The following is a 23,878-nucleotide window of genomic DNA, read 5'->3' as shown; positions in this document are numbered from 1 at the left end:
CGCCCGGCCGCGACATTCTGGATCTGGCGCTCCGCGCCCACCGAGCCGACCGAGAATGCGCCGGCCGGCGTTCCGCCTGCGAAGGTGTAATTGACGCCGCCTATCGTCGTGCCGCCGACCAAGGTCGTGGTGCCGGATACCGAGTTCAGGCCGATTGCCACATCGCCCGCGTTGTTGGCCACGGCATTGGGGCCGATCGCGACCGAATCCGTCCCCAGAGCCTGGGAATCGGGCAGCGTCGAGTTGGCATGGAAATACTTGATGCCGCCGCCGGTGTTGATGTTGGTGATCGTGTTTCCGATGTTGGCGATATCGGTGGTGTTCTTCGTCACCTGCTGATTGGTGGCGAAAAGCTGAGAGCCATTGATGGCGTCGGTCGAGGCGTTGCTGAGCCGGCCCGCAGCGAGATTGGTGAGGGTCCGCTCCGCGCCGGGAGCGCCGATGCTGACGGTCGATGTCGGAGCCGTTCCGGCGAAGCTGTAGGCCGTCCCGCCGATCGTCGTGCCGCTGGTGCCGACCGCTGCGGCGGTTACCGAGCCGGAGCCTAGGGCGACGTCGCCGGAGCTTGCCGCCGCAGTCGCGCCGTTGCCCAGCGCGACATTGCCGGCGAGACCGGCGGCACCCGCGGTGGAACCGTTGCCAAGCGCCACGGAGCCTTGCCCGATCGCCTTGTTGTTGTTGCCGATCGCCACCGCGCCGGCGGCCTGGTTGGCGGCGGTGGCGCTTGCCGTGCCGTCGCTGTTGGCGATGTTGTTGGCGCCGCCGGTGAAGGCGCCGGTGCCGCTCGCATAGCTTGGATCGCCGATGGCGACCGCACCGTCACCAAAGGCTTCGTTGCCGTAACCGATGGCGACCGCCTTGCCGCCGTCGGCCACCGCGCCCGTGCCGATCGCGACGGAATCGGCGGTGATCGCGCTGGCGGCGGTGCCCATGGCGACCGCGTTTACGTCCTGTGCCACTGCGCCCGATCCAACTGCCGTCGAGCCTGCCGCTGTCGAGACGGCCGACGTGCCGATAGCGATGGAATCGTCACCGCCGGCATTGGACGAACGGCCACCCGCGAACGCACGGGCACCGGTGGCTTTGGAGGCGGAACCAATCGAAGCGGAGTCCGCTCCCGCCGCGTTGGCTCCGATGCCGAGTGCGGTACTGCCGATCCCTCCAGCGCTGGCGCTGACGCCAGCAGCGAGAGAATTGTCTCCTGCCGCGCTCGATCCAGACCCGAATGAGGAGGCATTTGCGCCGCTGGCAACGGCGGTGTTGCCCACGGCCGTGCTGGCGGAGCCGCTCGCAATTGAAGTAGTGCCCATCGCGACGGCGAAAGCGCCGGAAGAGAGCGAATTGGTGCCAATCGCGATGCTGTTGGGCAGCGCCGTGTTGGCCTGAACGCCGGCCTGCGCTCCCAAGCCGAGTGCGATGGACTGGTTGCCCCAGGCGCTGGCCGTGTTACCCATCGCCGTGGCGCTCGTTCCCGTTGCCTTGGTCAGTATGCCTATGGCAACGGTATTTTGCTGAGACGCAGTCACATCCGTGCCAAGGGCGATGGCCCCCTGCGCAGTAGCACCCGCTCCCGCAAGAGTGCGCCCGCCGATATTGATGGAGTTGATCTGTGTAGCGACCGCTTGGAAGCCGATGGCGACGGCATTCTGGTTGCTTGCGATGGCGCTGTTACCTTGGGCAATCGAATCCACGCCGGATGCTGTTGCCCCGAACCCGAGCGCGGTGGCGCGCAGCCCGGTCGCGCGGGTAACAGTGCCGATCGCCGTGGAGTTCACTCCGTCGGCACGCGCATTATTGCCAAAGGCGGCCGCGCTTGTGGTTGCAACCGAATTGACGCCAACAGCGCTTGCTCCGTCCCCGTTGGCCTTGGCGTTCCCGCCCACGGCGAGGGCATTGACGCCGGTTGCGCCTGCGAAGACACCTATGCCTATGGAATTGAGGCCATTGACACCCATCGCGTAGCCGATGGCAATCGTGCCGTCGCCCGTTGCACTGTTGGAACTGCCCAACGCCACGCTGTTATTGCCATTCGTCGCGGCGCCGTTACCGATGGCGACGGCGTTGCCGCCGGTCGCCGAACCGCCGCCCGCGGCATATTGCGCCAGCGCCGGCGTGGCGAGGCCGAGCGCGACGATTGCCGCCAGGCCGCCGAGCATGCTGGCCGGGCTCATGCCGCAGGCCAGAGCCGAACGCGCGTTGCCGCCGCTGCCCAGTGTTCCCAGACCCATATTCTTGCGACCGAGGCCAAGCACCCGATGCGCCATTCGCAATACCGCCATCAGGCGGCGACGGACCGAGCGGCTGTCGCCGGCGCCGGAAATCCAATTGCCTGCGAAGCGAGCCGATCCGCGCCGAATGATCCGTTCTTGCCTGAAGTTCATTGCGAGAATGCCTCCTTTGGTGGGTCGCGCTCGATAACGGCAGGTTCCGCCGACCCTGCCGCCAAAGCGTGTCTGCTCGAAAATGGGATGATCACGTCGGCGCCGCGCGCGAGCAGCGCATGGCCCTGTTTCTCACCGATCGCCTCGACGCGATCGAGCGTGTTTTCAAGCCAGGCGTCACCCGCCTCAGGGACAGCCTGGAGCGCCGCCGTAACCCGCTCGGTGGGGATCAGCCGCTCGAGATAGGAGCGCACCGCCGCCAGATGCACGGCAGGCGCGTCATGCGCGTGAACGACGGCGGTGAGGCCGTAGAGATAATGGGCCAGCAGCATGTCCTGCTTGGCCAGGGGCACGCCATCTCCATAGCGCTTCTCAAGCGTCCTCGATGCCGACTCCAGCCAGTAACCGATCTCCTCGGAAAGGCTCCGGCGAATCGCCGTGTCGTCGCTCATGTCCCCTCGGCCTGCTTAGAATCCGAATACCGGATTTGCTGCAGAAAGACAGGTTTTCAGAGCCTCGTATTCCAACAAATTGCTGTTTATCTGAAAATATACCGCACATCCTCCAGAGGTTAACGCAAAATTACTTTAGTAATACCTTTTATAAGCCGATCCATACACAACCATCCCGGGAAATCAGCCCTGCCTGACGGCCCGCGATCGAACCAGCCTCTCTCGCACCTGCATCGGCGTCACGTCGCGGTATTTCTTCATCGTGGTGGTGAGATGGCTCTGGCTCGAGAAGCCGCTCAGATAGGCGATATCCGTGATCGACATGCGCCTTTCGGCCAGCAGCTTCTCGGCAAAGTCCAGGCGAAGGGCAAGAACATATTGATGCGGCGTCACGCCAAACGTCTTGGAGAAAGCACGGGCGAAATGGTAGGGGGATAGCCCGCACACAGCCGCCATCTCGGCGAGTGAAAGCTTGCGCGAAAAGTTCTCGCGCAAGAATTGCGCCACGAGGCGCGCGTGGCCGATCGACAGCCCGCCTTTCGCGTTCAGCAGTGGCCGCCTTTCAGCAGGAATTTCCGAATACCAGGCCGGCAGATCGTCATCGCGCCGCAACTCGGACTCCTGATGCCCAGCCCTCCGCAGCTTTGGCCCAACCTTAGCGGGCGCTTCTCGTTCCCTGGCCACAATAATTCGTGATCGCACGTGCTGTCGGCGCCATCCAGTTTGCCCCCCGGCAACAGCGTCAAAGGCCATGATTTGGCCCCTTCGGTATTTCAGGAAATTGCGGTCGCGCCGAGAAAAGTTCCCTCGCGAAAAGTTTTAGCTGCCGCTGACGCGGCTCGCCCGTCGGCGAGTAAGATCTAATGGTCGGGAGGTAACGGGGACAGCTTTCAGGGGCGCACATTTCCGTGGCGGATTCGCGCGACGACAGGCGGGGCTCGCCCGACATCAAAGGTTGCGGGACGTGATTCGCGTCGTGCTCCGCGCAGTGCCGCCTCTTTGCTTCAGCGGCCGCGCGCCAGGCTTCCCAAAATCCCGCGCACGATGGCGCGGCCGACGGACGAGCCGACCGAGCGCACCACCGACTTGATGGCGGCTTCGGCAACGGTCTGGCGGTTTGAGGACCGTCGGTTGCCTGTCCCCAGGACATCGTCGAAGCCCGGAATGGTCCAGCGCGAACCGCCGCTGTTTTGCTGCTGCGCCTGGGCCTCGGAATCCTGCGCCTCCTTGGCCTTTTTCTGCAGCATCTCGAAGGCCGATTCGCGATCGACGGTCTCGTCGTACTGGCCGGTGACCGGGCTCTCGGCGATGATCTTGCGGCGCTCGTCGGGCGTGATCGGGCCGAGCCGCGATGACGGCGGCCGGATCAGCGTGCGCTGGACCATGGCCGGCACGCCCTTGTCCTCCAGCATCGAGACCAGCGCCTCGCCGGTGGCGAGCTGGGTGATGGCGGTGGCGCAGTCGAAATCGGGATTGGGCCGGAAGGTCTCGGCCGCCGTACGCACCGCCTGCTGCTCGCGCGGCGTATAGGCGCGCAGCGCATGCTGGACGCGGTTGCCGAGTTGGGCCAGCACCTTTTCCGGGATGTCGAGCGGGTTCTGGGTGACGAAATAGACGCCGACACCCTTCGAGCGGATCAGCCGCACCACCTGCTCGACGCGATCGATCAGCACCTTCGGCGCGTCCTCGAACAGAAGATGCGCCTCGTCGAAGAAGAACACCAGCTTCGGCCGGTCGAGATCACCGACCTCGGGCAGTTCCTCGAACAGCTCCGACATCAGCCAGAGCAGGAAGGTTGCGTAGAGCCGTGGATTCATCATCAATTTGTCGGCGGCCAGGACGCTGATCGCGCCGCGCCCGTCACGGGTGGTGCGCATGATGTCGGCGATGCGCAGCGCCGGCTCGCCGAAGAAGTTCGCGGCACCCTGGCTCTCCAGCACGAGCAGCGTGCGCTGGATGGCGCCGACCGACGGCTTGGTGACATTGCCGTAGCGTGCGCTGAGTTCGTCGGCGCGCTCGGCGATGTTGGCGAGCAGCGCCTGCAGGTCCTTGAGATCGAGCAGCAGCAGGCCTTCCTCGTCGGCGATGCGGAAGGCGATGTTCATGACGCCCTCCTGCGCTTCCGTGAGGTTCATCAGCCGCGACAAAAGCAGCGGCCCCATCTCGGAAATGGTGGCGCGGATCGGATGGCCCTGCTCGCCGAACAGGTCCCAGAAGATGACCGGGAATTCCTGGAACTGGTAGGGATCGAGCTTTACCTGCTCGGCGCGCTTGACCAGGAAATCCTTGGCCTCGCCCATCATGGCTATACCGGAAAGGTCGCCCTTGATGTCGGCGCAGAAGACAGGCACGCCGGCATTCGAAAAGCCCTCGGCCAGGATCTGCAGGCTGACGGTCTTGCCGGTGCCCGTGGCCCCGGTGACAAGGCCGTGGCGGTTGCCGTATCGCAGCAGCAGCTCTTCGGCGCGCTGATAGGAATCGTCGGGCTTGCGGCTGGCGCCGATGAAGATGCTGGTCTCGTCAGCCATATCCGGTCTCCGCAATCTGTTTCGCTCAAGGGCCTCACCCCGACGTATAGTAACGCCAGTCGCATGCGGCAATGCCCGGTATTGATTTGGGGTGCATCGAATTTGGCCTTTGGCGCTTGCGGATTTTGCGCATGTTTGGCAATCGATTGCCTGGCCGCGAGAACCGGCCGGATGACGCATTGTGATATCCGGTTCCTGACCTTAGATTGGTTGGACCGGCTGATGCGGCCAAGAAGCGAGGAGAGCGATGGGCGCCGGCGCCTTGACCAGGGATGTCGACCTTCCGAACCCGGACGCCAAGCGTTGGCTGGCGCTGGCGGAAAAGGCCCTTGCCGGCGGTTCCTTCGAGGAAAAGCTCGTTTCCCATACCGACGACGGCATCCGCATCGAGCCGCTGAGCCAGCGCTCGACGACCGCCGAGCCGTTGCCGCGCACAAATCCGACCGCGCGCTGGATCGTCAGCCAGCGCGTCGACGACCCGGATGTCGCCCGGGCCAGCGCGCAAGCGCTGGAAGACATCGCCCAAGGCGCGACGGGCCTTTCGCTTGTCTTCGAGGGCGCGCCGAATGCCTTCGGCTACGGCCTGCCGCGCACCGCGGAAGCCTTGGAAAGAGTGCTCGACGGCGTGCCGCTCAACCGCGTGCAAGTGCGCATCGACGCGCATCCGTGGAGCCGCGCCGTGGCCGACTGGCTGCTCGCCTTCCTGAGCAAACGCCGTTCCGATCCGGCCAAGCTCAACCTTTCCTTCGGCATCGATCCGGCGGCGATCTTCGCTGGGACCGGGCGGCTGCGCACCTCGATCGAGGCGCTGCAGGAATCGATGCCGCAGTCGCTGGCGCATTTCTTCTCGATGGGCGTGCCGGGCGTGCTGCTCGAGGCCGACGGCCGCGTCTTCCACAATGCCGGCGCCACCGAGGCGCAGGAGCTTGGCACGATGATGGCATCGGTCGTGTCCTATCTCAGAATGTTCGAGAAGGCGCGCCAGCCGCTGGTCTACGCGGCGCCCTATATCGGCTTCGCGCTCAGCGTGGACCAGGACCAGTTCCTGTCGATGGCCAAGGTGCGGGCGTTGCGCAAGCTCTGGGCGCGCGTCCAGGAAGCTTGCTCGATCCCGGCCTCGACCGCCAGCATCCATGCCGAGACCTCCTATCGCATGATGACGATGGCCGACCCGGAGACCAACATCTTGCGCACGGCGATCGCGGCCTTCGCGGCGGCAACCGGCGGCGCCGATTCGATCTCGATCCTGCCGCATACCATCACGCATGGGCTGCCGGCCGGCTTTGCCCGCCGCGTCGCCCGCAACGCGCAGCTCATCATGGCCGAGGAGAGCCATATCGGCTATGTCGCCGATCCGGCCAGCGGTTCGGGCGCGGTGGAGTCACTGACGAACGATCTCTGCGCTGCGGCCTGGGAAGAATTCCAGCGCATTGAGGCCGAGGGCGGCGTGCTCGTCAGCCTGCAGCAGGGCTATATCCAGAATCGCGTCCAGACGGCCGCCGCCAAGCGCAATGGCGCTTACCGGTCGGGCGAACGCGGCATTGTCGGCACGACGCTTTACCGTGTCGGCACAGAGCGCCCAGTCGAGACACTGCCGCAGGAGCGGCGCCCGGCCCTGACGGAGGGTGTCGCGACCTGCGAGCCGCTGTTTCCGGTGCGCATCGACCAGTCGATCGGAGCCGGATCATGATCCCGGATTTCAACCGGATCGGCTGGTCGGAGCCGCGTCGCGCGCCGGTCGAGCTCAAAGGCCAGCGGATGACGCCGGAAGGCATCGCCGTAAAACATCTTTACGACCAAAGCGACCTCAAGGGTCTCGCCAATCTCGACACCTATCCGGGCCTGCCACCCTTCCTGCGTGGCCCCTACCCGACCATGTATGTCCAGCAGCCCTGGACGATCCGGCAATATGCCGGATTCTCGACGGCAGAGGAATCCAACGCCTTTTACCGGCGCAACCTCGCGGCCGGCCAGAAAGGCCTATCGGTCGCCTTCGATCTCGCCACGCATCGCGGCTATGACAGCGACCATCCGCGCGTCGCCGGCGATGTCGGCATGGCGGGCGTGGCGATCGATTCCATCCTCGACATGCGCCAGCTTTTCGACGGCATTCCGCTCAACGAGATGACGGTGTCGATGACGATGAACGGCGCCGTGCTGCCGATCATGGCGCTGTACATCGTCGCGGCCGAGGAACAGAGCGTCGCTCAGCAGGATCTCGCCGGAACCATCCAGAACGACATTCTGAAAGAGTTCATGGTCCGCAACACCTACATCTATCCGCCGAAACCATCGATGCGGATCGTGTCGGACATCTTCGCCTACACCTCCAAGCATATGCCGAAGTTCAACTCGATCTCGATCTCCGGCTATCACATGCAGGAGGCCGGCGCGACGGCCGACCTCGAGCTTGCCTATACGATCGCCGACGGCATCGAATATGCGCGCGCCGGCGTCGCCGCCGGTCTTGACATCGACCGGTTCGCGCCGCGGCTTTCCTTCTTTTGGGCGATCGGCATGAACTTCTTCATGGAGGTCGCCAAGCTCAGAGCCGCGCGGCTGCTGTGGTCAGACCTGATGAAGAAGAATTTTGCGCCGAAGGACGAGCGCTCGTTGTCGCTTCGCACCCACTGCCAGACCTCGGGCTGGTCGCTGACAGCGCAGGATCCCTACAACAACATCACCCGCACGATGATCGAGGCGATGGCGGCGACGCAGGGGCATACGCAATCGCTGCACACCAATTCCTTCGACGAAGCAATGGCGCTGCCGACCGACCATTCGGCGCGGATCGCGCGCAACACGCAGCTCATCCTGCAAAAGGAATCCGGCACCACGCGCATGATTGATCCATGGGGCGGCTCGGCCTATGTCGAGCGGCTGACGCATGATCTGGCAGAGCGCGCGCTCGGCCATACTGAGGAGGTCGAAAACCTCGGCGGCATGGCGGCGGCGATCGAAAAGGGCATCCCGAAGCTGCGCATCGAGGAAGCGGCGGCGCGCACGCAGGCGCGCATCGATTCCGGCGAGCAGGTGCTGGTCGGCGTCAACGCGCACCGGCCTGAAGCGGATATCGAGGTCGATGTGCTGAAGATCGACAATGCCGAGGTGAAGGCCAGGCAATTGGCGAAGCTGCAGCGGCTGAAAGGCACACGCGACGTCGCGGCGCTGGAGGATGCGCTGGCGGCGCTGACCCGTGCCGCCGAGGGCGACGAGAACCTGCTCGAATTCGCGGTCCGCGCGGCGCGCGCCAATGCTACCGTCGGCGAGATTTCGCTGGCGTTGGAGAAAGTATTCGGACGCCACACGGCGGCGGTGCAGACGATCTCCGGCGTCTATCGCGAGGCGCTCGGCGACAACCCGGGGCTTGAGCGGCTGCAGGAGAAGATCGAAGCGTTCGAAAAGAAATCCGGCAGCAAGCCGCGCATCCTGGTCGCCAAGATGGGCCAGGACGGCCATGACCGCGGCCAGAAGGTGATCGCCAGCGCCTTTGCCGATCTGGGCTTCGACGTGACCGTCGGGCCGATGTTCCAGACGCCGGACGAGATCGCCAAGCTCGCAGTGCAGCACAATGTCGACATCATCGGCGCCTCCTCCTTGGCCGCCGGGCACCTGACGCTGATCCCCGAGCTCAAGGAAGCGCTGAAGAAGCTCGGCCACGGCGACATACTGATCGTCGCCGGCGGCGTCATCCCGCCGCAGGACTACGACGCGGTGCTGGCGGCAGGCGCGGCGGAGATCTTCCCGCCGGGAACCGTCATCCCGGAAGCGGCGAACCGGCTGATGGATCGGTTGCTGGCTTGACAATTGAGCGTTAACCGTTATAATCACTGTTACAACAGTGTTATAGACAAGTACGTAAATCTCCTCCACTCTCGGTTCCCTACCAAGCTGGTGGAATTGAGTGCTTGATCAATTCCACCAGCTTGGTAGGGAACCGAGAGTGGAGGAGATTGAAGGAGTTTTCGCCAATGAACATTGTAGTACGCAAGATCGGCAATTCCGAAGGTGTAATTTTGCCTCGGGAAATGCTCGATCGGCTAAATGTTCGCGCCGGGGATACGCTTATTGCTGCCGAGAACGCAGGTGAGCTTCGACTTCGTCGACTTGAGAGCGACCCGGAAGCATTTGAAAGTAAAATGAACATAGCTCGCGAGCGCATGAAAAAATATGAGGTCGCCTACCGCGCTCTCGCGAAATGATCGAGCATCATTCGCGGGAGTTCGTGGAGGCAATGCACGCCGAGCAGTTGCGCCTTCACGGCGGCGCGTCAGGTATGCGAGATGAAGGCATGCTAGAATCGGCCCTTGGGCGGCCGCAGCAGAAAGAGGCCTATGGCGAGCCGGATCTTTGCGAGCTTGCGGCGGCCTACCTCTTCGGTATCGCGAAGAACCACCCATTTGTCGATGGCAACAAGCGGACGGCCTTTGCTGCCGCCGACTTGTTTCTTTATTTCAACGGATTAAGCGTCGAGGCTGAGCAGGAAGAGATCATCCAATTGGTGATGATGGTCGCCGCAGGTCAGATCGATGAGGCTGGGGCGGCCGCCTTCTTCCGCGACCATGTCGTGAAGCTCGAAGATTAGTTCTCGGCCTTGTCCGAGAGCTTGACGATTTCCCATTCCTTGCCGTTGACGGTGACGACCTCGCCAACCTTCTTGCCGAAAAGGGCCACGGCCATCGGCGAGACATGGGAAATGCTCCCCTTCGACGGATCGGCCTCGTCCTCGCCGACGATGCGCCAATGCACCTTCTTGCCGTTGTCGCCTTCCAGGGTGACGCCCATGCCGAAGCGCACCACGTCGCTGCCCGGCTCCGGCACGGAAAGTTCCGCGCTTTCGCGCCGCGCGGTCCAGTAGCGCAAGTCGCGCGACACGACCGCGAGGCGTTCGCGGTCGCCGCGCCTTTCAGCCTTGGCCATCAGGTCGCGCAGCTCGGCGAGATTGTCCTCGATCATCGCCAGGCCGCGCTCCGTCACCAGGTTGCGGTGCGCGCTGACCGGCCGTTCGCCGACGCCGGCAATGGCGTTTTCGCTGTCTTCTTCGCGCGTGAAAGCTCTGCTCATCTGGTGAACTTAGGCTTGGCGAGGCAACTGCACAAGCGGTTTGGCGGTGGGCCGGCATTGGCACGCTTCCTGCGACAGACAGGGCGAAACGCCAGGACCTGTGCCGATGTTGAACAGACGAACGCTGCTTGCCCGGACCGCGGGCCTCGCCGTCGCCGGTGTCTTCGCCGGCAAGGCATCGGCGAAGTCGCTGCCGGGCATCGAGATGGCGGGGATGCGCGGCTCGATCAACGCCACCGAGATCGGCGTGCAGCCGGGCGCGGTCGACGACCAGAGCAAGGCTTTCGCCAGGATGCTGACCGAAGCCAGCGACCGCGACCAGCCGGTGTTCCTGCCGCCCGGCACCTATCTCGTCTCGAACCTTAAGCTGCCTGCCCGGGTGCGCCTGTCGGGCGTGCCCGGCGCGACGCGCATCGTCTATGGCGGCAACGGCCACCTTATGATGGCCGAGCAGGCGGAGTATATCGAACTCAGCGGGCTGGTGCTCGACGGCGCCAACCGCTGGCTGGCCGACTATACGCAAGGCCTGCTCGACCTGCGCCGCGTCGCCCATCTCGTCATCGACAATTGCCAGGTGACCGGCAGCGGCAAGAACGGGCTGGCGCTCGAGCATGCCGTCGGCCGTGTCGGCCGCTCGAATATTTCGGGTGCCGCGGATGCCGGCATCTATTCAGTCGAGGCCGGCGGGCTGGAAATTTCCGGCAATAGCGTTTCGGACTGCGCCAATGGCGGCATCCTGGTGCATCGCTGGCAGGCTGCGGAGGACGGCACCATCGTCAGCGGCAACCGCGTCCAGCGGATCGGCGCGTACAGCGGCGGCACCGGCCAGAACGGCAACGGCATCAACGCCTTCCGCGCCGGCAATGTCGTCATCTCCGGCAATATCGTCTCCGACTGCGCCTTTACTGCGATCCGTGCCAACAGTTCGAGCAATCTGCAGATCACCGGCAACACCTGCTCGCGCTCGGGAGAGACGGGGATCTATTCGGAATTCTCCTTCGAAGGCGCTATCCTCAGCAACAATCTGGTCGACGGTGCCGCCAACGGCATCTCGATCGTCAATTTCAACGAAGGCGGCCGCATTGCGGTCTGCTCGAACAACATCGTGCGCAACCTCTCTACCACCGGCCCCTACACTGCCGATCCGCCCGGCTTCGGCGTCGGCATCAGCGCCGAGGCCGACACGACGGTTTCCGGCAATGTCGTCGAGAACGCGCCGCTTTACGGCATGCAGCTCGGCTGGGGTCCCTATCTGCGCAATGTCGTGGCGACAGGCAATATCATCCGCAAGGCGGGCACCGGCATCGTCGTTTCGGTCGTCGAAGGCTCCGGCAGCGCCGTCATCTCGGACAACGTCATCGACGGCGCGAGGAATGGCGCCATCATCGGCCAGCGCTGGGCCGATCCGGTCACCGGAGACCTCACCCAGTCGACCGATTCCGGCTACGCGCATCTCACCGTGGAGCGCAACAAGGTCAGCTAGACCGAGGCCACGATGATGTGCGCCTGGATCTTGGCGGCAATTTCGCCACGACCGTGTCTGTCGGCGATCACGGATTCGGCGTAGTCGGTCGCGGACGCCAATCGTCCGGCCTCCCTGGCCTCGATCTCGTTGCGAAGCAGGGTGCCCTGGCAATAGGCGACGGCGGGAACGCGCGGCGAGGATGCGCGGCTCTGCTCGGCTCTGGTGTCGATCGTCACATCGGAAAATCCTGCGGCTTCGAGGTCGCGGCGGATCAGGTCCTTGTCGTGATAGCCATGCGGCGTGCGCGCCAGGAAACCCGGCGGATCGTGTGGAAAGATCGTTGCCAGAGCATTCGTCACATCGTCGGCGAATATATTCTCCTCGATGCGATCCCAGACGCTGAACAGGAAATGTCCGCCGGGCTTCAGGACCCGCTTCGCCTCGCGATAGGCAGCGGCGCGGTCGGGAAAGAACATCGCGCCGAACTGACAGCAGACGAGGTCGAAGGCCGCATCCTCAAAGGGCAGCTTCAGGGCATCCGCCTGGCGCCATGTAATGCGGCTGTCGGGCCCCTCGCGCGAAGCCGCATAATCGAGCATCGGTTGGTTGAGGTCGGTTACGATGTAGCTGGCACCAGGAGAGAGTTTTGGCGCCAAGGCGCGGGTGACGGCCCCGGTACCCGCGGCGGTCTCCAAAACGGCCAAGGGTGAGAAGGACACCGCCCGCCGTGCGGTCTCCGCGGCATAGGCCTCGAAAATCAGCGGCACCATATGGCGATCGTAATTTTCCGGGATCGACCCGGCAAACACCTTGTCTGCTTCCAGCATGGCGAGCATCCAGCGCCCGTTTGATGATGGAGGAAACTAGCACATAATTTTCTGTCTTGGGTTCACGCGCGCGGCAGATGCGCGTCGGTAAGCCGATGCGCTAATTGAGCGCCGCCGTCGGCCGCAGCAAGCCGACCTTGGCGCCGACGCGGCTTTCGACCGGAGGATGGGCAAGCTCGGTGAGCTTTGCCGCAACCGCTTCTTCACCGTTCAGCAGCTTCGCCAGCACGGCGGCGATCATCACCTCCGCCGCCCTGCCGGCGCCATCATCGCATTTCAAGGCGACGCCGAGGCCAAGTTCTGGCAATGCCGCGCAATAAACGCCTTCGGCGCCGGTTTTGACGAAGATGCGACCGGGTGCCGCCTGCATCAGAGCGACGTCGGCCTTGCCCGTGCCGGCGACCAGGAACGGCTCCGCCATGCAAGCGGCGAGCAGCCGCTTCGCCGCCTTGGCGCGCTCCGGCGCAAAGCCCCTGCCCGTCGCCATGCGGGCAAAGCCCAGCGCAAAACTCTTCAACGGCACGGCATAGGTCGGGATCGAGCAGCCGTCGATGCCGCAATGATCGACGTCATGCGCCGCGCCCGTCACGGCTTGCATGGCGTCGCGCACCATCTCCTGCAGCGCATGGCCGGCTTTGACATAGCCAGCGTGCGCAATGCCGGCATGCACGCAGGTGCAGAGGAAGCCGGAATGCTTGCCGGAGCAGTTGTTGTGCAAGGCGTTCGGCACGTTGCCGGCGCGGGCGAGCGCGATGGTGGCGTCGTGGCTCGAGGGCCAATGCACGCCGCATTCCAGCGCTTTTCTGTCGAGGCCCGCCTTGGCGAGCATCGCCGTTGCCAGTTCGACATGGGCGGGCTCACCCGAATGCGAGGCGCAGGCCAGCGCCAGTTCGCGGTCGCCGAAGCCATAGGCGTCGGCAGCACCCGATTCGACCAGCGGCAATGCCTGGATCGCCTTCACCGCAGAGCGCGGAAACACCGGACGGTCCGTGTCGCCGATCTCCCAGACGGGCTTGCCGTCGGCATCGAAGACCGAAACCGCGCCGCGGTGCCTGCTTTCGACCACCTCGCCGCGCGTGACTTCGACCAGAACCGGATTTGTCATGTCGCCTCCCGCACGCGCGCCCGCGGCGCGCCGCTTCAATGCGGGCCGCTTCTATCTGATCCGGTCGAGGATGGAAACGTAGTTGGCCACCGCCGCGCCACCCATGTTGAAGATGCCGCCGAGCTTCGCGCCCGGCACCTGGATGCCGCCGGCTTCGCCGGTCAGCTGCATGGCGGTCAGCACATGCATCGACACACCAGTGGCGCCGATCGGGTGACCCTTGGCCTTCAGGCCGCCGGAGGGATTGACCGGCAGGCGGCCGTCCTTGGCCGTCGTGCCATCCAGCGCCAGCCTGGCGCCCTCGCCTGGCTTGGCCAAGCCCATCGCCTCATATTCGATCAATTCGGCGATGGTGAAGCAGTCATGCGTCTCGACGAAGGAGAGGTCGTCGAGCGTGACGCCGGCCTTCTTCAACGCCTGCTCCCAGGCGCGCTCGCAGCCCTCGAAGGAGAGGATGTCGCGCTTCGACATCGGCAGGAAGTCCTGCACATGCTCGTTGGCGCGGAAGGTGACGGCGCGGCGCATCTTGAGCGCCGTTGCGGTGTCGGTGAGCACAAGCGCGGCCGCGCCATCCGAGACCAGCGAGCAGTCGGTGCGCTTCAGCGGACCGGCGACAAACGGGTTCTTCTCGCTTTCCTGGCGGCAGAACTCATAGCCGAAATCCTTGCGCATCTGGGCGTAGGGATTGTCGACGCCGTTTCTGTGGTTTTTGGCGGCGATCATTGCCAGCGCATCCGACTGGTCGCCATAGCGCTGGAAATAGGCCTGCGCGATCTTGCCGAAGACGCCGGCAAAGCCTGCCGGCGTGTCGCCCTCTTCCGGCAGATAGGATGCCTTGAGCAGGTTCTTGCCGATCTCGGGACCAGGCGTCGTCGTCATCTGCTCGGCGCCGACCACCAGCACGATGCGGGCGGCGTTGGAAACGATGGCGCGGATGCCTTGACGGACGGCGGCCGAGCCGGTGGCGCAGGCGTTCTCGACGCGCGTCGCCGGCTTGAAGCGGAGCCGGTCATCGGCTTGCAGCACGAGGCTCGCGGTAAAATCCTGCGGCGAGAAGCCGGCGTTGAAATGGCCAAGTACGATCTCGTCGACATCGTCCGGGCCGATGCCGGCGTGGTCGAGCGCCTCGACGGCAACCTTGGTGATCAGGCCCTCCAGCGTCTCACCTTCGAGCTTGCCGAAGCGCGAATGCGCCCAGCCGACGATGCATGCGGTCATGGCAACCTCCATCTGCGCCGCAGCCTAGCACGATCCTTCGCGGGCACGTGATTCAATATTGTTCAATAATGAACCATTTTCCAGCCTCATCCATGGGCCAGAACGACACGATCGGTTGATCCCGGCGCCGATTTTTATTGATTGATGCGTCAATAAAAAATAACCTTGGCTCGAACCGGACCCCCAAAATGCCGAAAATCGGAATGGAGCCAGTGCGCCGCAAGGCGCTGATCGACGCGACGATCTCGGCGATCGGCGAACGCGGATCGCTGGACGTGACCATGTCGGAGATCGCCGGCCGCGCCGGCGTGTCGTCGGCGCTGGCGCATCACTATTTCGGCGCCAAGGACGAATTGCTGTTCGCGACGATGCGGCACATCCTCGCCGAGCTCAACACCGACACCAGACGCGCGTTCAGCCTTGCCGCCACGCCGCGCCAGCGCGTCTCGGCCGTCGTCGCAGTCAGCTTTTCCGACGACCAGTTCCAGCCTCAGATCATCGCGGCCTGGCTCGCCTTCTATGTCGAGGCGCAGAAATCGACTGAGCTGCGGCGGCTGCTGCGCATCTATGCGCGGCGGCTCAATTCGAACCTGATGAGCGGGCTGGCCGGCATCCTGCCACGAGCCGAGGCGGACCGCGTGGCCGAAGCGACCGCGGCGCTGATCGACGGGCTCTACATCCGCCGCGCGCTGAAAGACGGCGTGCCAGACGCGCAGACCGCAATCGCGCTCGTCGAGGACTATCTCGAAACCAAGCTCAACGGACGGAGCCTGCCTTGACCACCCGGCGACCCAACCTCCTGATCGTCATGGTCGATCAGCTCAACGGCACGCTCTTCCCGGACGGCCCGGCCGAATTCCTGCATGCGCCGCATCTGAAGGCGCTTGCCGTGCGCTCGGCGCGTTTCGCCAACAACTACACCGCCTCGCCGCTTTGCGCACCGGGCCGCGCCTCGTTCATGAGCGGGCAATTGCCGTCGCGCACGCAGGTCTATGACAACGCCGCCGAGTTCGCCTCCTCGATCCCCACCTACGCGCATCATCTGCGCAGCGCCGGTTATCACACGGTGCTTTCCGGCAAGATGCATTTCGTCGGCCCCGACCAGTTGCACGGTTTCGAAGAGCGGCTCACCACCGACATTTATCCCGCCGATTTCGGCTGGACGCCGGACTACCGCAAGCCCGGCGAGCGCATCGACTGGTGGTACCACAATCTGGGTTCCGTGACCGGCGCCGGCGTCGCCGAGATCACCAATCAGATGGAATATGACGACGAGGTCGCCTTCCATGCGACGCAGAAGCTCTACGAGTTCGCGCGTGTATCAGATGACGCCGACCGGCGCCCCTGGTGCCTGACCGTCTCCTTCACCCATCCGCACGATCCCTATGTCGCGCGGCGCAAATACTGGGACCTTTACGAGGACTGCCCGGCGCTGGAACCGGAGGTGGGCTTCATCGCCTACGACAGCCAAGATCCGCATTCAAAGCGGCTCTACAAGGCATCCGACTACGACAGTTTCGACATCACGCCGGAACAGGTGCGCCGCTCGCGCCGCGGCTATTTCGCCAACATCTCCTATCTCGACGACAAGATCGGCGAGTTGCTGTCGGTGCTGGAGCGAACCCGCATGGCTAACGACACGATCGTGCTGTTCTGCTCCGACCACGGCGACATGCTGGGCGAGCGCGGCCTGTGGTTCAAAATGTGCTTCTACGAAGGCTCTGCGCGGGTGCCTTTGATGATGGCCGGCAAGGGCATCAAGGCCGGGCTGATCGGGGCGCCTGTTTCCAATCTCGACGTGGCGCCGACGCTTTGCGATCTCGCCGGCATCGATATGAGCGCGATAGCGCCTTGGACGGACGGCCGATCGCTGCTGCCGCTTGCCGGCGGCAAGGAGCGTTCGGCGCCGGTGCTGATGGAATATGCGGCCGAAGGCTCCTACGCGCCGATGGTGGCGATCCGCGAGGGCAAATTCAAATTCGTCCATTGCGAGCTCGATCCGCCGCAGCTCTTCGACCTCGCAGCCGATCCGCGTGAGCTCGACAATCTCGCCGCCGATCCAGCTTACGCAGATCTGGTCTCGTCCTTCATGGACAAGGTCCGCACGCGCTGGAACATGGCGAGCTTCGACGCCGCCGTGCGCGAAAGCCAGGCGCGCCGCTGGGTAATCTACCCGGCGCTGCGCAACGGCGCCTACTACCCGTGGGAGTTCCAACCCCTGCAGAAGGCGTCGGAACGCTACATGCGCAATCATATGAACCTCGACAATCTCGAAGAGAGCAAACGGTATCCGAGAGGCGAATGATGGCAGACATTCTCGTCCCTACCCTCGACCACCTGAAGCAGGCCTATGCCGTCACCTCGACGGCCACGCAGGTGACGCCGCTCTTGGAGTCGGCGGCTTTAGCCAAGGAGACCGGTGCCGCGCGCGTCTTCATCAAGCCGGAGTCGCTGCAATGGGCCGGCTCCTTCAAGGTGCGCGGCGCCTATTGGCGGCTGAAGCGATTGTCGCCGGATGAGGCGAAGAAGGGAGTCGTCGCCTATTCCTCCGGCAATTTCGCTCAGGGGCTGGCGGCCGCCGGCCAGGCGCTGGGCATTCCCGTCACGATCGTCATGCCGATCGACGCGCCCGCCGCCAAGCGCGACGCGACGGCCGGTTATGGCGCGCGCGTGGTGCTGACCGATCATGGCGACCGCGCGCGTGAGGAGGTTGCGGCCGCAAAGGCGCGCGAGATCGCCGAGACCGAGCGCCTCACCTTGCTGCATCCGTTCGACGATCCGGAGATCGTCGCCGGCCAGGCCGGCGCCGGGCTGGAAGCGCTCGACCAGTTGGCCATGAAGAAGGCGCATGCCGATCTGGTGTTCTGCTCGGTCGGCGGCGGCGGACTGATCGGCGGCGTCTCGCTCGCCTTCCACTATGTATCGCCCAAGAGCGAGATCATCGCCGTCGAGCCGGAAGGTTTCAACGGCATGGGCTCGTCTCTGGCGCATGGCGCGATCGAGACCATGCCGATCGGGCCGAAATCGATCTGCGACGGGCTGATGGCGCGCAAGCCCGGCGACGCGCCCTTCGCGGCGGTGACTGCTGCCGGCGTGCGCGGCGTCACCGTCGACGACGCTTCGGTGCGGCGGGCGATGAAGATCGCCTTCGAGCGGATGAAGCTGGTGCTGGAGCCGTCCGGCGCGGCGTCGCTCGCGGCGCTGCTCGGCGGCAAGGTGGATGTGAAGGACAAGACGGTCCTTGTGGTTGCAACCGGCGGCAATGTCTCACTCGCCGATTTTATGGCGCATATGAACAATGCTTGAAGCGGATTTCGTCATCATCGGCTCCGGCTCCGCCGGCTCGGCCATGGCCTACCGGCTGTCGGAAGACGGCAAGCATTCGGTGATCGTCATCGAGTTCGGCGGCACCGATATGGGGCCACTGATCCAGATGCCGTCGGCGCTGTCGATCCCGCTCAATATGAGCCTTTACGACTGGGGGTTCGCTAGCGAGCCCGAGCCGCATCTCGGCGGGCGCGTGCTTGCCACCCCACGCGGCAAGGTGATCGGCGGCTCGTCCTCGATCAACGGCATGGTCTATGTGCGTGGGCATGCGCATGACTTCGACCACTGGGCCGAACAGGGCGCCGCCGGCTGGGCGTTCGCCGACGTGCTCCCCTATTTCAAGCGCATGGAGGATTCCGACGGCGGCGAGGACGGCTGGCGAGGCAAAGGCGGCCCGCTGCATGTGCAGCGCGGCACACGCAAGAACCCGCTCTATGGTGCGTTCATGGAGGCAGGCCGCCAGGCCGGTTTCGAGCTCACCGACGACTATAACGGCTCGAAGCAGGAAGGTTTCGGGCCGATGGAGCAGACCATTCTGGGCGGTCGCCGCTGGTCGGCGGCGAACGCGTATCTGAAGCCGGCTCTCAAACGCAAAAATGTTAGCCTGCTCAAGGGTTTCGCCCGACGCGTGGTGATCGAGAATCAACGTGCGATCGGCGTCGAAATCGAAGCCAACAAAAAGATTCAGGTCGTTAAGGCGCGGCGCGAGGTGATCGTCGCGGCGTCGTCGATCAATTCGCCGAAGATTCTCATGCTGTCCGGTATCGGCCCGGGCGCGCATCTCCAGGAAAACGGCATCCAGGTGGTTGCCGACCGGCCAGGCGTCGGCGCCAATCTGCAGGACCATCTGGAGCTTTATATCCAGCAGGAATCCACCAAGCCGATCACGCTGAACTCGGTGCTCAATCCCTTCTCCAAGGCATTGATCGGCGCACAGTGGCTGTTCTTCAAGAGCGGGCTCGGCGCCACCAACCATTTCGAGGCGGCCGCCTTCGTGCGTTCGCAGGCCGGCGTCGACTACCCGGACATCCAATACCACTTCATCCCGGCGGCGGTGCGCTATGACGGCAAATCGGCGGCGAAGTCGCACGGCTTCCAGGCGCATGTCGGGCCGATGCGTTCGAAGTCGCGCGGCTCGGTGATGCTGCGCTCGCCCGACCCGAAGGCGAAGCCGGTGATCCGCTTCAACTACATGTCGCATCCGGACGACTGGAGCGAGTTCCGCCACTGCATCCGGCTGACGCGCGAGATCTTCGGCCAGAAAGCCTTCGACGGCTTTCGCGGCCAGGAGATTTCGCCGGGCAGCCATGTGCAGACCGATGACGAGCTCGATGCTTTCATCCGCGATCACGCCGAAAGCGCCTACCACCCCTGCGGCACCTGCAGGATGGGCCGCGCCGACGACCTGACCGTCGTTGTCGATCCGGAATGCCGGGTGATCGGCGTCGATGGGCTGCGCGTCGCCGACTCCTCGATCTTCCCGCGGGTGACCAACGGCAACCTCAACGCGCCGTCGATCATGACCGGCGAAAAGGCGTCCGATCACATCCTTGGCCGAACGCCGCTGGCGCCATCCAACCAGGAACCGTGGATCAATCCGCGCTGGCAGGTGGCGGACCGATAGGGCATTGTCGGGCAGACGGCCCGATCGGCCAACAGTTCTGGAGAAAGCCATGCGCGCCCAACCGACGGCATCGCACTACGTCAACGGCCGCTACATCGAGGACGAAGGCGGTGCGCCGCTGCCGGTGATCTATCCGGCGACGGGCGAGACTATCGCCACGCTGCATTCAGCGACGCCGAACGTTCTGGAGCTCGCCATCGAGGCCGCGCGCGCCGCGCAGCCGGCCTGGGCGCGGCTGAAGCCAGTCGAGCGCGGACGCATCCTGCGCCGGGCCGCCGACATTCTTCGCGCGCGCAATGCCGATCTTGCCCGCATCGAGACGCTCGACACCGGCAAGGCGATCCAGGAGACGCTGGTGGCGGACGCGCCTTCGGCCGCCGACTGCCTGGAATATTTCGCCGGCGCGGCCGCCGCCTTCAATGGCGAGATGATCGATCTCGGCGGACCCTTCGCCTACACGCGCCGCGAGCCGCTCGGCGTTTGCGTCGGCATCGGCGCCTGGAACTATCCGATCCAGATCGCCGGCTGGAAGTCGGCGCCGGCCTTGGCCATGGGCAATGCCATGGTGTTCAAGCCGTCGGAGAACACGCCGCTATCGGCGCTGGCGCTTGCCGAAATCTATTCAGAGGCTGGCTTGCCCGATGGTCTGTTTAATGTGGTACAGGGCTATGGCGATGTCGGCGCAGGTCTCGTCGGCCATGATGTCGTGGCAAAAGTTTCGGTGACCGGCTCAGTGCCGACCGGCCGTAAGGTGCTGTCGCTTGCCGGCTCGAAGATGAAGCACGCGACGATGGAGCTCGGCGGCAAGTCGCCACTGATCGTCTTCGACGACGCCGATGTCGAGAACGCCATCGGCGGCGCCATGCTCGGCAATTTTTACTCCACCGGCCAGATCTGCTCGAACGGCACGCGCGTCTTCGTGCAGAAGGGCATTCATGACCGCTTCGTCGACCGGCTGGTCGAGCGCACCAAGAAAATCCGCATCGGCGACCCGCTTGATCCCGAAACGCAGATGGGGCCGCTGGTCAACAAGGCGCAGCAGGACAAGGTCCTTTCCTACATCGCGGCCGGCAGGCAGGATGGCGCGAGCCTCGCCTGCGGCGGAAACTTGCCGTCGCTGCAGGGTTTCGAAGGCGGCTTCTTCATCGAGCCTACGGTGTTCACCAGCGTCACCGATCGCATGCGCATCGCGCGGGAAGAGATTTTCGGGCCGGTGATGAGCGTGCTCAAATTCGACAGCGAGGACGAGGTGATTGAGCGCGCCAACGACACCGAATTCGGGCTCGCGGCCGGCGTGTTCACCCGCGACCTGCCGCGCGCCCATCGTGTCATCGCCGAGCTGCAGGCCGGCACCTGTTGGATCAACGCCTACAACCTCACGCCGGTGGAAATGCCCTTCGGCGGGGTCAAGCAGTCCGGTATCGGCCGCGAGAATTCGCTGGCGGCGCTGGCGCATTACTCGCAGCTGAAGGCGGTTTATGTCGAGACGGGGGACGTGATAGCGCCCTACTGAGACCCCTCTGCCGTCCCGTCCAGATATTGCGTCAGCGCACAGACGAGATGGTAGAAGATGCTGGCCGGCACCTCGGTCGCCAGTGAGCGGCCGCGCTCGTCGATGCGGTCGATCCACAGACCGAGCGGCGCCGGATCGATGTGCCAGCGGAACAGGCGGCCGACGCGCGCTTCGATTTCGGGCTTGAGGTCGGGCCCGCCCGAGCCGTCGAGCGCGATCGCCGCCTTGATCGCCTCGGCCTGCGGCCAGCTGCGCGAGACCGTGTCGAGCGGCAGGCCCTGCCGAGAGACGGCGCCATAGGCGAGGCCGGTGGCGCGGTTGAGGCCGTTGGCAACGGCCGAGGCATAAAGCTTGCGGGCGAAGGCGGTGAGTTCGCCTTGGCCGCTGCGGGCGGCGAAATCGACCAGCAGCGAGGCCCATTCGAAATGATGGCCGGGCTCGGTCCAGCTCCGCCTCTCACCCGCCGCCGGTTTCCAACCCTCGTCGAAATATTCGCCCAGCGTCCAGCTTTCGGCATCGAAGAAATGGCTGCGGAAAAGGTCGATGATGCGCGCGGCGCGGCGCAGATAGGCGCGCTCGCCCGTCGCCTTGTGCCAGGCAAGGAAGGCCTCGAGCAGATGCATGTGCGGATTGGAACGCCGTTCTTCCGCACCGTCGGAGGTTTCCAGAAAGCCGGTCATGCGGGCGTCTTCCAGATGCGCATCGAGGAAGGAAAACGTCTCCTCGCCGAGCCGTAACGCGTCCGGGTGTCCCGATATATGGGCGTGGGCGAGCGCCAAAAGCACGCAGGAATGATCGTAAGCATCCTCCACCGGATCGGCGACCGAGCCGTCGATGTTGAGCGTGCGCACCCAGCCGCCGCGGTCGGTGCGGCCCTGCCCTACCATGAAGTCGATGCCATGCGCGATCAGCCTGTCCGCCGGGCCGTCCCAGCCGCGCTCCTTGGCTACCGCGAAGGCATAGACCTGGCGCGCCTGCGTGCGCATGCGCTTCGGCTTCATCAGCGGCGAGGCATCGAAGCTCAGCGCCTCATGGAAGCCGCCATGGCGTTCGTCAACGCCGACAGTCGACCACAGCGGCAGCGTCTCCTCGAACAGCCAATGGCGCACGCGCCGCCGCCAGGCGCCGCTCTCGATGACGCGGTCATGCGCCGGCGTGAACCTCGTCTCCAGCCGGCCGGATTTCTCCAACTGCTCGACGATCTTCTTGACGTCCTGGCTGTAGCTGACAGGGGCGACGAAAGTGGCATCGGCAGTGGAAACGATGGCCACGTCCTTCATGCCAATGGCCGATAGCAGCCGACCCTCGCTGCGGATATAGGAGTTCTCGCAATCTATGGCGACGACGTCTCCGGCGATGACGTTGCCCTGCCCATCGGACGGGCCAACGTCGAGCAGCGACTGCCAGGAGCCGAGATCGTTCCAGCGGAAGCCGGCCGGAACCATGGCGATACCTTTCGCGCGCTCCATGATGGCGTAATCGATCGAGGTCGACGGGATCGCGGAATAAAGATCGAGCGGCATATAAAGGCCGGATAGGTCGCTGGTCGCAGCCTTGTAGGCGGCCTCCGTCCCCTGCCAGATTTTCGGTACATAGGCCGCGAAGGCGTCGCGCATGACGGCGGCGCGGAACAGGAAGATGCCGGTGTTCCAGTAGAAGCTGCCGGCGTCGAGATAGGCCTGCGCGGTGGCGAGATCGGGCTTCTCGACAAAACGCGAGACGTCGAAGACGCCGTCCTTGTCAGCCCCGACCTCGATATAGCCATAGCCGGTCTCGGGCTGGGTCGGCTTGAGGCCGAACACCACGAGCCGGCCGGCATTCGCCGCGGCCGTGCCCGCCTCGATGCTTTGCCAGAACTGGCGAGGCGTCGATATCTCGTGATCGGACGGCACGACCAGCACCAGCTCGTCGCCATAGTCGGAGAGCGTGCGCAGGCTGGCCAGCGCCACGGCGGCGGCCGTGTTGCGGCCCGTCGGCTCGAACAGCGGTCCGCCACCGGCAAGATCGATGCCGGCAAGGTCGGCATGGACGCGCTCGGCATGACGCTCCGCGGCGATCAGGAAAATCGGTGTTTCGCCTTGCGGGCGCGCCGCCAGGCGGCGCAAAGTCTTGGCCAGCATCGAGCCATCGCCCGAGAAGTCGTGGAATTGCTTGGGATTGTCCTCGCGCGACAGCGGCCACAGCCGCGAGCCGACGCCGCCGCTCATGGCGAAACTGACGATGCGCTGGCTCATGAACGACCCTGTCAAAAGTCCGGCTCCCATGGGTCGGACTTACGACAAAAGCCTTTAAGCCCACCTTTACCCGACAGCCAAAATCCTATGCCATTCGGGCAAGCTCCGCGAAAGAAAGGAAATGCGACAGAAGGACTGCC

The 23,878-nt window shown here is 64.6% G+C and carries 18 protein-coding genes and 1 pseudogene; 10 read left to right on the top strand and 9 right to left on the bottom strand.

From position 1 onward, the window contains the following. The 4 genes and pseudogenes from LB528_RS09530 to LB528_RS09515 all read right to left on the bottom strand — a co-directional run. Positions 1-2,381: pseudogene (locus tag LB528_RS09530) on the bottom strand (calcium-binding protein); the annotation flags it as partial. Continuing rightward, entirely contained in the window at positions 2,378-2,833 is a 456-nt protein-coding gene (locus tag LB528_RS09525) for a hypothetical protein (RefSeq protein ID WP_224714671.1), read from the bottom strand. The gene LB528_RS09525 and the pseudogene LB528_RS09530, both read right to left, overlap by 4 nt. Positions 2,834-3,016: 183 nt before the next feature. Then, positions 3,017-3,586, bottom strand: a complete 570-nt coding sequence (locus LB528_RS09520) for an AraC family transcriptional regulator (RefSeq protein ID WP_224714669.1) — start codon at positions 3,584-3,586, stop codon at positions 3,017-3,019. Between the two features lie 251 nt (positions 3,587-3,837). Beyond that, positions 3,838-5,361, bottom strand: a complete 1,524-nt coding sequence (locus LB528_RS09515; protein WP_224714668.1) for a helicase HerA-like C-terminal domain-containing protein — start codon at positions 5,359-5,361, stop codon at positions 3,838-3,840. Between the two features lie 247 nt (positions 5,362-5,608). On the opposite strand from LB528_RS09515, the gene LB528_RS09510 reads away from it, so the two are divergent. The 4 genes from LB528_RS09510 (at position 5,609) to LB528_RS09495 (ending at position 9,946) form a co-directional block, all read left to right on the top strand. Next, positions 5,609-7,051, top strand: coding sequence for a methylmalonyl-CoA mutase subunit beta (locus tag LB528_RS09510; RefSeq protein ID WP_224714666.1), 1,443 nt, complete (start codon positions 5,609-5,611; stop codon positions 7,049-7,051). After that, positions 7,048-9,165: a methylmalonyl-CoA mutase gene (scpA, locus tag LB528_RS09505; RefSeq protein WP_224714665.1), complete on the top strand. Its 2,118-nt coding sequence runs from the start codon at positions 7,048-7,050 to the stop codon at positions 9,163-9,165. Before LB528_RS09510 ends, scpA begins: the two co-directional genes overlap by 4 nt. Before the next feature lie 167 nt (positions 9,166-9,332). Further along, positions 9,333-9,563 (top strand): AbrB/MazE/SpoVT family DNA-binding domain-containing protein, encoded by a 231-nt coding sequence (locus tag LB528_RS09500; protein ID WP_224515618.1) that lies wholly within the window; start codon positions 9,333-9,335, stop codon positions 9,561-9,563. Further along, on the top strand, positions 9,560-9,946 hold the full coding sequence (locus LB528_RS09495) for a type II toxin-antitoxin system death-on-curing family toxin (RefSeq protein ID WP_224714664.1): 387 nt from the start codon (positions 9,560-9,562) through the stop codon (positions 9,944-9,946). Before LB528_RS09500 ends, LB528_RS09495 begins: the two co-directional genes overlap by 4 nt. Here the strand turns inward: LB528_RS09495 and greA are convergent. After that, on the bottom strand, positions 9,943-10,425 hold the full coding sequence (greA, locus tag LB528_RS09490) for a transcription elongation factor GreA (RefSeq protein WP_224515612.1): 483 nt from the start codon (positions 10,423-10,425) through the stop codon (positions 9,943-9,945). The two genes, LB528_RS09495 and greA, sit on opposite strands and share 4 nt — an antisense overlap. A gap of 106 nt (positions 10,426-10,531) precedes the next feature. On the opposite strand from greA, the gene LB528_RS09485 reads away from it, so the two are divergent. Continuing rightward, the gene (locus LB528_RS09485; RefSeq protein ID WP_224714663.1) at positions 10,532-11,908 is read left to right on the top strand and encodes a TIGR03808 family TAT-translocated repetitive protein; all 1,377 of its coding nucleotides are present in this window, start codon (positions 10,532-10,534) and stop codon (positions 11,906-11,908) included. On the opposite strand, the gene LB528_RS09480 is transcribed toward LB528_RS09485, so the two are convergent. From LB528_RS09480 to LB528_RS09470, 3 genes are all read right to left on the bottom strand, one after another. Next, entirely contained in the window at positions 11,905-12,717 is an 813-nt protein-coding gene (locus LB528_RS09480; protein ID WP_224714662.1) for a class I SAM-dependent methyltransferase, read from the bottom strand. The genes LB528_RS09485 and LB528_RS09480 overlap by 4 nt on opposite strands. A 100-nt stretch (positions 12,718-12,817) precedes the next feature. After that, the gene (locus LB528_RS09475) at positions 12,818-13,822 is read right to left on the bottom strand and encodes an asparaginase (protein WP_224515606.1); all 1,005 of its coding nucleotides are present in this window, start codon (positions 13,820-13,822) and stop codon (positions 12,818-12,820) included. A 51-nt stretch (positions 13,823-13,873) separates the two neighbouring features. Further along, positions 13,874-15,040 (bottom strand): acetyl-CoA acetyltransferase, encoded by a 1,167-nt coding sequence (locus LB528_RS09470; RefSeq protein WP_224714661.1) that lies wholly within the window; start codon positions 15,038-15,040, stop codon positions 13,874-13,876. Positions 15,041-15,228: 188 nt separating this feature from the next. On the opposite strand from LB528_RS09470, the gene betI reads away from it, so the two are divergent. From betI to betB, 5 genes are read left to right on the top strand one after another with little or no spacing between them, the layout of a single operon-like run. Then, positions 15,229-15,819, top strand: a complete 591-nt coding sequence (gene betI / locus LB528_RS09465) for a choline-responsive transcriptional repressor BetI (protein WP_224714660.1) — start codon at positions 15,229-15,231, stop codon at positions 15,817-15,819. Beyond that, positions 15,816-17,345 carry a choline-sulfatase gene (gene betC / locus LB528_RS09460; protein ID WP_224714659.1) on the top strand — a complete coding sequence of 510 codons (1,530 nt, stop codon included), beginning with the start codon at positions 15,816-15,818 and terminating at the stop codon, positions 17,343-17,345. The genes betI and betC overlap by 4 nt, the downstream gene beginning before the upstream one ends. Then, positions 17,342-18,346, top strand: a complete 1,005-nt coding sequence (locus LB528_RS09455) for a threonine/serine dehydratase (protein WP_224714657.1) — start codon at positions 17,342-17,344, stop codon at positions 18,344-18,346. The genes betC and LB528_RS09455 overlap by 4 nt, the downstream gene beginning before the upstream one ends. Further along, on the top strand, positions 18,339-19,991 hold the full coding sequence (gene betA, locus LB528_RS09450; RefSeq protein WP_224714656.1) for a choline dehydrogenase: 1,653 nt from the start codon (positions 18,339-18,341) through the stop codon (positions 19,989-19,991). Before LB528_RS09455 ends, betA begins: the two co-directional genes overlap by 8 nt. A gap of 49 nt (positions 19,992-20,040) precedes the next feature. Further along, the gene (gene betB / locus LB528_RS09445) at positions 20,041-21,504 is read left to right on the top strand and encodes a betaine-aldehyde dehydrogenase (protein ID WP_224714655.1); all 1,464 of its coding nucleotides are present in this window, start codon (positions 20,041-20,043) and stop codon (positions 21,502-21,504) included. Here the strand turns inward: betB and LB528_RS09440 are convergent. Next, on the bottom strand, positions 21,498-23,738 hold the full coding sequence (locus tag LB528_RS09440) for an AGE family epimerase/isomerase (RefSeq protein WP_224714653.1): 2,241 nt from the start codon (positions 23,736-23,738) through the stop codon (positions 21,498-21,500). The two genes, betB and LB528_RS09440, sit on opposite strands and share 7 nt — an antisense overlap. Positions 23,739-23,878 lie beyond the last annotated feature (140 nt).

The organism is Mesorhizobium sp. CA4 (assembly GCF_020165075.1).
Taxonomy (GTDB): Bacteria; Pseudomonadota; Alphaproteobacteria; order Rhizobiales; family Rhizobiaceae; genus Mesorhizobium.
Note: the sequence above shows the minus strand (reverse complement) of the source record. Positions and strands in the feature narration are given on the sequence as shown.